Annotated in this window: 12 protein-coding genes; 5 read left to right on the top strand and 7 right to left on the bottom strand. The window is 39.2% G+C overall.

The window, feature by feature from the left end:
- Positions 1-199 precede the first annotated feature (199 nt).
- The 7 genes from ACYQY7_RS07610 to dnaA form a co-directional block, all read right to left on the bottom strand.
- The gene (locus tag ACYQY7_RS07610) at positions 200-1,285 is read right to left on the bottom strand and encodes an HD-GYP domain-containing protein (protein WP_461201469.1); all 1,086 of its coding nucleotides are present in this window, start codon (positions 1,283-1,285) and stop codon (positions 200-202) included.
- Positions 1,286-1,331: 46 nt separating this feature from the next.
- Entirely contained in the window at positions 1,332-3,782 is a 2,451-nt protein-coding gene (gene gyrA, locus ACYQY7_RS07605) for a DNA gyrase subunit A (RefSeq protein WP_461201468.1), read from the bottom strand.
- A gap of 72 nt (positions 3,783-3,854) precedes the next feature.
- Positions 3,855-5,771 (bottom strand): DNA topoisomerase (ATP-hydrolyzing) subunit B, encoded by a 1,917-nt coding sequence (gene gyrB / locus ACYQY7_RS07600; RefSeq protein WP_461201471.1) that lies wholly within the window; start codon positions 5,769-5,771, stop codon positions 3,855-3,857.
- A gap of 60 nt (positions 5,772-5,831) precedes the next feature.
- A complete protein-coding gene (gene recF, locus ACYQY7_RS07595; RefSeq protein ID WP_461201467.1) occupies positions 5,832-6,947 on the bottom strand; it encodes a DNA replication/repair protein RecF in 1,116 nt (371 codons plus the stop codon).
- 15 nt (positions 6,948-6,962) lie between these two features.
- A complete protein-coding gene (gene yaaA, locus ACYQY7_RS07590) occupies positions 6,963-7,175 on the bottom strand; it encodes a S4 domain-containing protein YaaA (protein ID WP_035048191.1) in 213 nt (70 codons plus the stop codon).
- Between the two features lie 98 nt (positions 7,176-7,273).
- Entirely contained in the window at positions 7,274-8,410 is a 1,137-nt protein-coding gene (gene dnaN / locus ACYQY7_RS07585) for a DNA polymerase III subunit beta (protein ID WP_461201466.1), read from the bottom strand.
- Positions 8,411-8,567: 157 nt separating this feature from the next.
- Positions 8,568-9,911 carry a chromosomal replication initiator protein DnaA gene (gene dnaA / locus ACYQY7_RS07580; protein WP_461201465.1) on the bottom strand — a complete coding sequence of 448 codons (1,344 nt, stop codon included), beginning with the start codon at positions 9,909-9,911 and terminating at the stop codon, positions 8,568-8,570.
- 471 nt (positions 9,912-10,382) lie between these two features.
- Here dnaA and rpmH point away from each other — a divergent pair, with 471 nt between their 5' ends.
- The 5 genes from rpmH to mnmE all read left to right on the top strand — a co-directional run bounded on the left by rpmH (position 10,383) and on the right by mnmE (position 13,919).
- Positions 10,383-10,517 carry a 50S ribosomal protein L34 gene (rpmH, locus tag ACYQY7_RS07575; protein ID WP_003397591.1) on the top strand — a complete coding sequence of 45 codons (135 nt, stop codon included), beginning with the start codon at positions 10,383-10,385 and terminating at the stop codon, positions 10,515-10,517.
- Positions 10,518-10,580: 63 nt separating this feature from the next.
- Positions 10,581-10,919 carry a ribonuclease P protein component gene (rnpA, locus tag ACYQY7_RS07570; RefSeq protein ID WP_461201464.1) on the top strand — a complete coding sequence of 113 codons (339 nt, stop codon included), beginning with the start codon at positions 10,581-10,583 and terminating at the stop codon, positions 10,917-10,919.
- Between the two features lie 63 nt (positions 10,920-10,982).
- Positions 10,983-11,750, top strand: a complete 768-nt coding sequence (gene spoIIIJ, locus ACYQY7_RS07565) for a YidC family membrane integrase SpoIIIJ (protein ID WP_461201463.1) — start codon at positions 10,983-10,985, stop codon at positions 11,748-11,750.
- A complete protein-coding gene (gene jag / locus ACYQY7_RS07560) occupies positions 11,747-12,364 on the top strand; it encodes an RNA-binding cell elongation regulator Jag/EloR (RefSeq protein WP_461201462.1) in 618 nt (205 codons plus the stop codon). Before spoIIIJ ends, jag begins: the two co-directional genes overlap by 4 nt.
- Positions 12,365-12,533: 169 nt before the next feature.
- Positions 12,534-13,919 (top strand): tRNA uridine-5-carboxymethylaminomethyl(34) synthesis GTPase MnmE, encoded by a 1,386-nt coding sequence (gene mnmE, locus ACYQY7_RS07555; RefSeq protein ID WP_461201461.1) that lies wholly within the window; start codon positions 12,534-12,536, stop codon positions 13,917-13,919.
- Position 13,920 lies beyond the last annotated feature (1 nt).

The following is a 13,920-nucleotide window of genomic DNA, read 5'->3' as shown; positions in this document are numbered from 1 at the left end:
TATTAGGCACGCCGCCAGCGTTCGTCCTGAGCCAGGATCAAACTCTCCATAGAAAGTTTATATCTCTAGCTTTTACGCTGCTGTTTTGTTCAGTTTTCAAGGAACATCAAGCACAAGATATATCATACAAGAGCACTTTGTTATTGTCAACACTTTTTTATTATAAAATGAAATGACATGGACAATCGCCATTGTCATTTCATTTTATAATCTCTTCAATACACAAATCTTTTTCGTTCTTTAATGAAATGATTTGGTTTGTATCAATTACTTTAATCATTGGACAAGACGGTGAATCTTGTTCGAAAAAGATAATTTCCCCAACTTGTTCATTTGATAATTTTACTTTTGCTCCTAAAGAAAGGTTCATCAAAAGAGAGGCCAGCGCTTGAACAACGGAAAGATCGAATTTTCCAAAACAATCCTTATGAATTTGTTCAAACACTTTAAAAGGTGATTGCTTATTGCGATAAGGACGCTCAGAAATCATCGCATGATAAACGTCTGCGACAGCAACAATTTTACTATAAGGGTGTATTTTTTCTTCTTGAACACTAAGTAAGTATCCGCTACCATCATTTCGCTCATGATGTTGCAAAACAGCGAGCTTTACTCCTTCTTGTACCGCAGTAATTTTTTGAACCATTTTATACCCGTAGACGGTATGTTGACGCATATCTTTATATTCCATTGGAGTAAGAGCCGTACTTTTATTAAGTATTTTCGGGTCAACTTTTGACATACCGCAATCGCTTAATAGCCCAGCGATGGCGACTTGCGTGTAATCTCCTTTTGCATATTGTAATTTTTTCGCTAATACACCTGAAAGAAGGCCGACTGTTACTGCATGATGAAATAAGTACTCCGATTTTGTCGAGTAGTGATGAAAGAAGAGCAGCTCCTTTTCTGATTCCAATACTTTTTCAAACAAAGGCATAAACATTTTACGCACTTTGCCAATATCGACAGGTAACCCAGCCTGCCACCCTTGAAACATTTGTTTATATTGTTGAACAACTTCTAAATATAAGGTCAATATATCTTTGTTTTCCGCTATTTTTGGCTTCAGTACGTCTTCTTGAATGACTTCACTCGGTCGAAACGTGCTACCGTCAACAAGAACTGACTGTACACGTACTTGATCAACAAGAAACTTTTGCAATACAGTTAATAGTTTCGTATTTAACACCGTATTTTTTGGAACAATAACACGATGCGATTTTCCAATAATATCTTCGGCTAAAATGCACCCTTCTTGCAATTGAGCTGTTTTTACTAACAACATGTCTTTCTCCCCCCTTTTGTAAAGCATAGAGGGGAAAACTCCCCCTCTATGCTTCTTGCAGTTGTTCTTTTTCTTCTTTTGGCACCTTAGCTACGGTTGCGACATACTCCTGCTCGTTTTCTTCATCTAGTCGGATAAGCTTAACACCTTGTGTGTTTCGTCCCATGACGGAAATATCGCTCACGGCCATACGAATCATTACACCGCTTGCGGTCATTAACATTAAGTCTTCTTCACCTGTAACTGTTTTGACAGCAACAACATCGCCGTTCTTTTCAGTAATATTACATGTCTTAATTCCTTTTCCACCACGGCTTTGAATCCGATACTCTGAAGCTGGTGTTCGTTTTCCATAGCCATTTCGCGTTACAATTAAAATTTCCTCATCACCATTCAAACTTTCCATACCAACCACTTCGTCGCCTGGACATAACGTAATTGCTTTTACACCCGCAGCCGTCCGTCCCATTGAGCGAACATCTGTCTCAGGAAAACGAATTAACATTCCTTTTTTCGTCCCTACAATCATATGTTTATGACCATCTGTCAGTTTTACAGATATTAATTCATCACTTTCATGTAAATGAATAGCAATTAAACCATGGTTACGGATGTTAGCAAACGACGATAATGGGGATCTTTTAGCAATTCCTTTCTTTGTTGTAAAAAATAAAAATGCATCTTCATGGAATTGTTCGATTGCAATAACAGTGTTAATTACTTCATCTTTTTCAACGTTTAATAAGTTAACTATTGGAATACCTTTTGCTGTGCGACTGAACTCTGGAATTTCGTATCCTTTTGCTTTGTAGACTTTTCCTTTGTTTGTAAAAAACAAAACAATATCATGTGTCGATGTAACGACTAAATGCTCGACAAAATCGTCCTCATTTGTATTCATCCCTTGAATACCACGCCCCCCACGTCGTTGGCTTCGGTACGTTGAAACAGGGAGACGTTTTATATATCCTCTATGTGTTAATGTAACAACGATATTTTCACGAGTAATTAAATCTTCATCATCGATCGTCTCTAAACCGCCATTTACAATTTCTGTACGACGATAGTCATTGAACTTCTCTTTAATTTCAATCAATTCGTCACGAATGATTTGTAAAACTTTTTGTTCATCAGCTAAAATGGCTTTTAAATGCGCGATGAGCTTTACTAGCTCCTCATACTCTTGTTCAATTTTTTCACGCTCTAGTCCCGTTAAACGTTGTAGACGCATATCTAAAATAGCTTGCGCTTGCTTTTCACTCAACTGAAACTTTGTCATTAATCCTTCTTTCGCTATGTCTACGGTCGCAGACTGACGAATAAGCTCAATTACCTCGTCTAAGTGATCAAGGGCAATGCGCAAACCTTCTAAAATATGGGCACGTGCTTCTGCTTTGTTTAGTTCAAACTGAGTGCGACGGCGAATAACAATTTTTTGATGTTCTAAATAATGTTGTAAACATTGTTTTAAATTTAATACTTTCGGTTGTCCATTAACAAGCGCGAGCATATTGATCCCAAAACTCGTTTGTAAAGCCGTTTGTTTGTATAAATTGTTTAACAAAACATGAGCGCTTACATCTCTCCTCACTTCAATAACGATACGCATTCCGCTCCGATCAGATTCATCACGTAAGTCTGTAATGCCATCGATTTTCTTTTCACGTACAAGTTCAGCAATTTTTTCAATTAACTTCGCTTTATTGACTTGGTAAGGTAATTCACGGACGATAATCATTTCTTTTCCGTTCTCTTTTTGCTCAATTTCTGCTTTCGCACGTAATGTGATCGAACCGCGTCCTGTTTCATATGCTTTTCTTATGCCGCCTCTTCCAATAATTTGCGCACCTGTCGGAAAATCAGGACCTGGCAAATATTCCATCAATTCAGCAACCGTCATGTCGGGATCTTTCATCAGTTCCAATAAAGCGTCAATGACTTCCCCAAGTTGATGCGGTGGAATATTCGTTGCCATACCAACCGCGATCCCTGACGATCCGTTCACAAGTAAATTAGGAAAACGAGCGGGCAAAACGATAGGTTCACGTTCTGAACCGTCATAGTTATCTTGATAATCAATTGTATCTTTGTTAATATCGCGCAACAGCTCCATCGAAATTTTCGACATTCTCGCTTCTGTATAACGCATAGCCGCTGCGGCATCTCCGTCAATTGATCCAAAGTTTCCGTGTCCATCCACGAGCATATAGCGATAGTTAAAATCCTGCGCCATCCGTACCATCGTATCGTATACCGCTGCATCACCATGCGGATGGTACTTACCGATTACCTCACCGACAATACGTGCCGACTTTTTATAAGGCTTGTCTGCTGTCATCCCTAAATCGTGCATCGCATATAAAATACGGCGATGTACCGGCTTTAGTCCGTCACGCACATCAGGAAGTGCACGCGATACAATAACACTCATGGCATAATCGAGAAAAGACTCGCGCATTTCTTGACTAATACTTACTTCTTTTACCCGTTCAGACATACAGCAACGAACCTCCCTTACTTAACAAAATAATAAAACAAGGGGAGGGTGAACAAACACTCTCCGACATACTTAAATATCAAGATTTTTTACATACTTCGCGTTTTCTTCGATAAACTGTCTACGTGGTTCTACTTTATCTCCCATTAAAATCTCAAATGTTTCGTCTGCTTCCATCGCATCTTGCAAACTCACTTTTAGCAACGTTCTCGTCTCTGGATTCATCGTCGTTTCCCAAAGTTGCTCTGGATTCATCTCTCCAAGACCTTTATAACGTTGAATAATCGGTTTTGGTTGTTCAGGTAACCGTGCTAACATTTCTTCAAGTTGTCGATCACTATATGCATACTCAATTCGTTTCCCTTGCTGAATTTTATATAAAGGTGGCTGAGCGATGTAAACATAACCTTGTTCAATGACCTCGCGCATATAGCGGTAGAAAAATGTCAACAACAATGTACGAATATGTGCGCCATCGACATCCGCGTCTGTCATAATAATGATTTTATGGTAGCGAGCTTTTGTAATATCAAAATCTTCCCCAATTCCCGTACCAAGAGCCGTAATAATTGCACGAACTTCATTGTTTGATAAAATTTTATCTAATCTTGATTTTTCAACGTTAATAATTTTTCCACGCAACGGTAAAATCGCTTGGAAATGGCGGTCACGCCCTTGTTTTGCAGAACCACCAGCTGAATCTCCCTCCACGACATATAGTTCACATATTGCTGGATCTTTCGAGGAACAATCCGCTAATTTCCCAGGCAAACTTGATATTTCAAGAGCATTTTTTCTTCTCGTTAATTCCCTTGCTCGCTTCGCTGCGAGGCGCGCGCGAGAAGCTAAAACCCCTTTTTCAACAATTTTTTTAGCAACTGCTGGGTTTTCGAGCAAAAACTTCTCAAATTGTTCAGCAAAAAGAGACTCTGTCGCGGTGCGGGCATCGCTATTTCCAAGTTTTGTTTTCGTTTGTCCCTCAAACTGTGGAGACGGATGTTTTACGGAAATGATTGCTGTTAATCCTTCCCTCACATCTTCCCCTGTTAAATTGGCATCTTGTTCTTTAAACATATTGTTTTTTCGACCATAATCATTAATGATTCTCGTTAACGCCGTTTTAAAACCTAGTTCATGCGTACCGCCTTCATGCGTATGAATGTTATTAGCGAATGAGTATATATTACTTGTATAGCCATCGTTATATTGCAAGGCGATTTCGACTTGAATTCCGTCTTTTTCCCCTTCGATGTAAATTGGTTCCTCGTGGAGCGTTTCCTTTGTCCGATTTAAATGTTTGACATATGAAGAAATTCCGCCTTCATAGTAATATTCGTTACGTCGCTTCTCACCGCGTCGATCTTCTAGCGTAATACGAATGCCTTTGTTTAAAAAAGCAAGTTCCCGCAAGCGATGCGCAAGTGTATCGTAATCATACTCCGTCGTTTCTGTGAAAATTTCTGGATCTGGTTTAAAATGAATCGTTGTGCCTGTCTGATCTGTCTCACCTACAACTTGCAAATCCGCGCAAGGTACACCACGCTTATATTTTTGATAGTGAATCTTCCTGTCGCGATGTACATATACTTCCAGCTCTTCTGACAACGCATTAACAACGGATGCACCGACTCCGTGCAATCCCCCAGACACTTTATATCCGCCACCGCCAAATTTTCCACCGGCGTGCAATACAGTCATAATTACTTCAACAGCTGGTCTCCCCATTTTTTCATGGATGCCAACAGGAATCCCACGGCCGTTATCGATTACTGTAATGCTGTTATCTTCTTCAACAATGACGTTAATTTCCGTACAAAATCCAGCTAACGCTTCATCAATGCTGTTATCAACGATTTCCCAAACGAGATGATGCAATCCTTTCGGCCCGGTTGATCCGATATACATCCCTGGTCTTTTTCGTACCGCTTCTAACCCTTCGAGAACTTGGATTTGACTTTCATCATAAACAATTTGATCTCTTTGTTCCATCGCCACTATTGATCACCTACGCTTTCCTTTTCGAACAATATGTTCGAGGTTTATGAACAACTATCGTCTCATCATTTGTCCCGAGACAACTTCATACACATCTGCGTCTCGAACGACGCGATGTTCAATCCCATCTATACTTGTTGTTGTTACAAATGTTTGTACTTTGCCTTGTATAGCATTTAACAAATGTGTTTGACGAAAATCATCCAGCTCTGATAGAACATCATCGAGTAAAAGGATAGGATACTCGCCGATTTCCGAAAAAATTAAATCAATTTCAGCTAGTTTCAGTGAAAGAGCCGTCGTTCGTTGTTGACCTTGAGAACCGAACGTCTGTACATCTTTTCCGTTAATCGTAAACGATAAATCATCCCGATGTGGACCGATGAGCGTTGTACCTCGTTCGATTTCTTTTGTTTTTATTTGTGTAAACTTATCGTTATACACTTCTACTATTCTCGACCATTGTTGCTTGTCTAATACATCAACTGAAGGACAATAATGAATCCCTAATTGTTCATTGCCTCGGCTAATTTCAGCATGGATTGGTTTTGCCCACATTTGTAACAATTCAATAAATTCATATCTTTTTAGAGTGATTTTTACAGCGAGCTCCACAAGCTGTTCTGTGAGCACATCAAGAAACGTTTCGTCCGTCTGTTTTTTTGACTGAAGTAGTTTCAAATATTGATTTCTTTGTTGCAACACCTTTTGATATTGACCAAGCTCATACATATAAACAGGAGATACTTGACCGATTTCCATATCGATAAAACGTCTTCGAATTTGTGGGCTCCCTTTTACAAGGCTTAAATCTTCTGGGGCAAACATGACAACGTTCATATGCCCGACATAACTGCTTAATTTTGCCTGCTCGATATAATTTAGTTTTGCTTTTTTCCCTTTTTTCGACACGGTTAACTGTAAAAAAATTGAGCCATTTTTCTTTCCTACTTTACCTTCTATTTTAGCATAATCTTTGTCCCAACGAATTAAATCTTTATCATTCGTCGTTCGATGTGATTTTGCCATCGACAAGACATAGATCGATTCCATGATGTTCGTCTTGCCTTGGGCGTTTTCCCCTAAGATGACATTTACCTTGTTTTGAAATTGCCAACAACCTTGTTCATAATTGCGGTAATTTTTTAAAGTTAACTGTTCTAAAAACAAAGGTGCCTCCCACCTTTACGAACAAATCGTAAATGTACCGATTGTTTGAATGTCGACAACGTCTCCTGCTCTTAGTTTGCGACCACGACGTTGTTCCCGCTCACCGTTAACAAATACATCGTTTGTTTGTAAAAACCATTTCGCCATTCCTCCTGTTGAAATGACGTTCGCTAGTTTTAAAAATTGTCCAAGTGTAATGGTTTCTGTTGAAATTTTTATTTCTTTCATCTCTTATCCGCTCACTTTCTATAAAAAGTGTCCATTCTTTCATTGTACTAAAAAAGAAGAGTGAAGAAAAGGAAAGCTGCTAGGTAACCTAGCAGCTTTTAGTATGTGCGTACAGGTAAAATTAATTGGAGCATGGAATCGTCATGAAGTGGTCGAATTAAAAATGGGCGCATTGCACCAGTAAAACTAATTTTAATTTCTGCTCCTTCTAACGCCTTTAATGCATCCATCATATATTTTGCACTGAAAGAAATTTTTAATTCTTCTCCGTCTACTTGTTCACACTGCACTTCTTCTACCACTTTTCCGATCTCTGGTGAGTTTGAAGAAATCTCAACGACTTTGTCGGACAGCGTTGATAAACGAACAACGTTATTTCTTCCTTCACGTGCTAGTAATGACGCACGGTCGATTGCTTGTAAAAACTCCTTCGTTTTTACGATCATATCTGTTTGGCTATCTGTTGGAATAAGTCGAGATGTATCTGGATAGTTCCCATCTAACAAACGTGAGAAAAACAACAAATGTTTTGTCTTAAATAATACTTGGTTTTCTGTTACAACGATGTGAACAGGCTCATTGGACTCTTCGAGAATTTTATTTAGTTCGTTTAAGCTTTTTCCTGGAATGACGATATTGTAGTATGCTTCTGATTCTGTTTCTACTTTTGCTTTTCTCATAGCCAGTCGATGGCTATCTGTTGCAATGCACGTAAGTTCATTATTTTCAATTCGCCAGTTTACACCTGTCAAGATCGGACGTGTTTCTGAGGTGGACACTGCGAATACTGTTTGGCGAATCACATGTTTTAACAAATCCGCTGGTATTTGAAACATATTTTCCTCTTGAATTTGTGGTAAGCGTGGATATTCTTCCGCATCCAATCCGTTTAAATGAAATTCCGTTTTTCCAGAACGAATCGTTGCGACAAATTGATCCTTTACTTCGATTTCTACTGTTTCTTTCGGTAACTTACGAACAATTTCACTAAAAAATCGCGCTTGTAGAACTACACTCCCTTGTTTAATGACATCAACAATAATCCTGTCATTTTCTTCTGCTGGAATAAACGATTCAATCGAAATATCTGAATCACTTCCTGTCAATGTAACACCTTGCTCAGAAGCAACGATTTTAATTCCAGTCAAAATAGGAATTGTCGTTCGAGATGATACGGCCTTCATTACATCTTGTACACTTCTCACTAGGTGATCTCGATCAATGATAACTTTCACAAAGAAAACCTCCCTAATTTATTTATTATATTTTTTTAAAAAACTATTAATCATAGTACTAGGTGCTGTGATTATGTGGATAAGTGAATAAAACAAAGGAAGCACAGACTATCCACATGTGGACAGTCTGTGCACAAATACGAAACAGTTATTCACATTATTTCAGTTTCTCCATAATTTCTTTCAATTGCTTCTGTAATTGAACGTCAGTTTGAATGAGGGCTGAAATTTTTTCGTGAGCATGGATGACCGTCGTATGGTCACGTCCCCCAAATTCTTCACCAATTTTAGGGAGCGAACAGTCGGTCAACTCCCGTGAAAGATACATAGCAATTTGGCGCGGAAAAGCAACGGATTTCGTTCGTTTCTTTGCCTTAAAATCTTCAAGTTTCACGTTAAAATGCTCTCCGACAACACGTTGAATATCTTGAATCGTAATTACTTTTGGTTTGGAACTTGGAATAATATCTTTTAGTGCCTCTGCTGCCAAATCTGCGTTAATTTCTTTGTTAATTAAAGAAGAGTAAGCAACGACACGAATGAGCGCTCCTTCTAATTCTCGAATATTCGAGTCAATTTGATTAGCAATATACAACATCACTTCGTTTGGTATGTCGAACCCTTCGGCTTTTGCTTTTTTACGCAAAATGGCAATTCTCGTTTCTAAGTCAGGAGGAGTGATGTCTGTAATTAAGCCCCATTCAAAACGAGAACGCAGGCGGTCTTCTAACGTCGGGATTTCCTTTGGAGGTCGGTCACTCGATATGACGATTTGCTTACTTTCTTCATGTAGCGTATTAAACGTATGGAAAAACTCTTCTTGTGTTTGTTCTTTTCCAGCTAAAAATTGAATATCATCTATTAAAAGCACGTCCACATTACGATATTTGTTACGAAAATCATCTGGACGGTTATCGCGAATGGCATTAATAAACTCATTTGTAAACTTTTCTGAAGATAAATAGACGACTTTCGCTGATGGGTTATGTTCAAGAACGTAATGACCGATTGCGTGCATGAGGTGCGTCTTGCCTAGGCCTACACCACCGTAAATGAAAAGCGGGTTGTATGCTTTGGCCGGTGCTTCTGCCACCGCTAAAGATGCGGCATGAGCAAAACGATTTCCAGATCCGATGACAAAAGTGTCAAACGTATATTTTGGATTCAGCATACTTTGTGGAAATTCTGCTTGTTCGTCATCATGCTTTCGCGGCTTACTCGTTGGCTTTAGATCGAATTCCTCCGATGTTTGATGATTAGGAATTGAGCATTTAATTTTCAACTCTTCTCCGGTAATGTCATAAAGTGTTTGTTCAATCAGCCGGGTGTAACGTGATTCGAGCCAGTCTTTTGTAAATTCATTTGGGACGGTAATAATGAGTATGTCGCCTTTTAATGAATGTGCAGTCGTTGATTTTAACCATGTTTCAAAGCTCGGTTTGCTGATTTTTTTCTCAATTTCGGCTAATGCTTTATTCCATAAGTCCGAAATATTTTCCACGCCGCTCTCCCTCCTTCTCCGCGCGGGTGTTTAACTTTTGTATAACTGTGTTTGTCTATAAAATTTTTTTTTCGACAGTTTTCACCGATTGTGGACAAATATTTACACAGTATGTGGACGAAACTGTCCACACGTTATCCACATTTTGTGGATAATACAAAAAACTTATATAATTATCCAGAGTAAAAACAACAATATAATAGCAGATAAATACTTATGTTGCAATGGTTTTAAAATATTATCCACAAAACAAAAAAGCCGTGAAAAAATATTATCCACAAGGTTATAAGATGTGAAAAACTTGTCGATAAATGTTGTGGATACAGAAAAAGCGACAAAAAATTTATCCACATTCATAATCACAGTATAGTCAAAAAAAGATACTCCTGGAGTAGTTGACATTTCTCTAAATTTCTCACTATAATTAGAAAGACTGTCTTTTAACAGTTATTCCTCAGGGAGGTGTCATATATGAAAAGAACGTATCAACCAAACAAACGGAAGCGCAGCAAAGTACACGGTTTCCGTGCGCGTATGAGCACAAAAAACGGAAGAAAAGTTCTTGCTCGTCGCCGTCGTAAAGGAAGAAAAGTATTATCTGCATAGGCCACTGAACGATCAGTGGTCTTTTTTCTAACGGGAGTTACGATCGAGGTGTGATGAGAGCACATGAAAAAAAAATATCGCATAAAAAAAAATGACGAATTTCAAGAAGTATTCAAGCGGGGAACATCGGTGGCGAATCGGCAGTTTGTGTTATATGTTCTCGATAAACCAGAGCAATCGTATTTTCGCATCGGGTTATCCGTTAGTAAGAAAATAGGGAAAGCAGTCGTCCGCAATCGTGTGAAACGATATATTCGCCAAGTGTTTCACAAAGAGCTGGGTCGGATTGACGCAGGGAAAGATTATGTTATTATTGCACGAGTGTCGGTAGCTACGATGGGGTATGAAGAGGTGAAAAAAAGTTTATTGCACGTGTTAAGACGAGCAAACGTTTTTCATTAAATGTTCGATCGACCGATATGTTAAAATATTTCATGGAATGTATAAAGTAAGGGGGAAAAACGAGTGAAAAAAAGGCAGATCGCATGGCTGTTTTTACTTCTTGCTGTTTTGTTAGCAGGATGTTCGGAAATTAACCAACCAATTACTGCAGAAAGTAAAGGTTTTTGGAACGAGTATATTGTGTACCCACTATCTTGGTTAATTACATACACGTCTGAGTTATTTGGTTCCAATTATGGTTTAGGGATTATCGTCGTAACCATTTTGATTCGTTTTGCTATTTTGCCGCTTATGATTCAACAAACGAGAAATTCTAAAGCGATGCAGGCGTTACAACCAGAATTGCAAAAACTTCGTGAAAAATATAGCTCAAAGGATGCACAAACGCAGCAAAAACTTCAACAAGAAACGATGTTGCTTTTCCAAAAGCATGGCGTCAATCCGTTAGCTGGGTGTTTGCCACTACTTATTCAAATGCCGATTTTAATTGGGTTTTACCATGCTATTATGCGTACAGAAGAAATTGCACGCCATAATTTTTTATGGTTTGACTTAGGTGAAAAAGATCCGTTTTTTATCTTGCCGCTTGTGGCAGGGGTCACGACATTTATTCAACAAAAGATGATGATGGCTGGCACGGAGCAACAAAATCCACAAATGGCGATGTTACTTTGGTTAATGCCAATTATGGTCGTCGTCTTTGCGATCAACTTCCCAGCAGCGCTTTCGCTTTATTGGGTTGTTGGAAACTTGTTTATGATTGTACAAACGTATTTCATTAAAGGACCAGACTTAAAAGCAACGAAACAAGCTGGGGGAACAGGAAAGTGAAACGAATCACGATGAGGGGTCAAACGGTAGAAGAGGCAGTGGAAAAAGCGTTAGCGCAATTACATGTGCCGAAAGAAGCGGTCGATATTGTTGTTGTTCAACAAGAAAAAAGACCGTTTCTTGGCTTGTTCGGCGGAAAAGAAGCGGTCGTTGAAGTAACGATTAGCAACCCGTTTTTTTGTGTCGAATCGTTTTTAAAACATGTTATCGAACAAATGAATGTCCGTGTTCAGCTCGCGTTTCAATCGGAAGAGGAGCGTTTAGTTGTTTTCATTTCAGGTCGCGATGTTGCGCGAGTAATTGGAAAGCACGGTCAAACGTTGAATGCGTTACAATTATTGGCGCAAGGAGTTTTAAATCGTTATACGGATCGTCCGCTTCGAGTTGTTATTGATGCGGAAGGATATCGAAAACGAAGAGAAGAAACACTTGTTCGTTTAGCGAAAAATATGGCGAAAAAAGCGATACAAATAGGAAAAGATATTTCGTTAGAACCGATGAGTGCATGGGAGCGGAAAATCATCCATACGGCGTTAAGCGATGACGACAGAATACAAACGTTTTCAGCTGGAACGGAACCGCATCGCCATGTCGTCATTTCACTAAAAAGGTAAACATTCTCTAGGGGAAGTCGTTCCTAGAGAATTTTTTTTGTAAATTCAAACGTAGTGTGTATGTTGTTATTCACATGTGGATAAGTTAAAATTTATTTGATTAGCGTTGTGAATAAAATACGCATGATATAGATGTGGATAATTTCGTTTATGAAAGAAGGTGAACAAGATGGAATTTGATACAATTGCAGCGATCTCAACTCCGATGGGGGAAGGAGCGATTGCGATCGTCCGTTTAAGCGGGGATGAAGCGATAAATATTGTCGATCAACTATTTGTTGGTGTTGGAGGGAAACGGCTAAAAGACGTACCTTCTCACACCATTCATTATGGACACATCGTGCATCCGGAGACGAAAGAAACGTTTGAAGAAGTGATGGTTACGGTGATGAAGGCTCCAAAGACGTTTACGCGTGAAGATGTTGTTGAAATTAATTGTCATGGAGGGCTCGTTTCCGTCAACCGTGTTCTTCAGCTTGTGCTTGCATTCGGAGCTCGTCTAGCAGAGCCTGGGGAATTTACAAAGAGAGCTTTTTTAAACGGTCGTATTGATTTATCTCAAGCGGAAGCAGTAATGGATCTCATTCGCGCCAAAACAGATCGTGCGATGGCTATCGCGTTAAACCAAATGGAAGGTCGTTTATCTAAAATGATTCGTCGCTTGCGCCAAACAATTTTAGAAACATTGGCACATGTTGAAGTAAATATTGACTATCCGGAATATGATGACGTCGAAGAAATGACGCATCGGTTGTTGCTTGAGAAGGCAACGGAAGTAAAAAATGAAATTGACCGGCTGTTACAAACCGCACAACAAGGAAAAGTGCTACGGGACGGGTTAGCGACAGTCATTGTCGGTCGTCCGAACGTTGGAAAATCATCGCTATTAAACAGTTTAGCCCATGAAAATCGAGCGATTGTCACCGATATTCCGGGTACAACACGCGATGTCATTGAGGAATATGTAAATGTTCGCGGTATACCGCTCCGTTTGTTAGATACAGCGGGCATTCGTGAAACAGAAGACATTGTTGAACGTATTGGAGTCGAGCGATCACGGAAAGTGTTAAAAGAGGCCGATTTAATTTTACTCGTACTTAATTACAATGAACCGTTAGCGACAGAAGATGAACAACTGTTTGAAGCTGTCAAAGGAATGGATGTCATTGTTATTGTTAATAAAACAGACTTACCTGGGCGAATCGATATGGATCGGGTGAAACAATTGTCGCAAGGATCACCAGTGATTACGACATCGCTTTTAGAAGAAAGAGGAATCGACCAGCTCGAAGAGGCGATTGCCTCATTGTTTTTCAGTGGAGATGTGGAGGCGCGCGATTTAACCTATGTATCAAACTCACGCCATATCGCATTGTTAACGCAAGCAAAAAAAGCAATAGAAGAAGCGATTCACGGCATCGAAGCAGATATGCCAATCGACATCGTGCAAATTGATTTAACGAGAGCGTGGGAATTGTTAGGGGAAATCATTGGAGATACGGTGCACGAAAGCTTAATTGATCAATTGTTTGCACAATTTTGTTTAGGGAAATAAG

This window comes from Anoxybacillus sp. TBDG-1 (genome assembly GCF_054815885.1).
The sequence above is the reverse complement of the archived record's forward strand: the minus strand, read 5'-3'. Positions and strand labels throughout refer to the sequence as shown.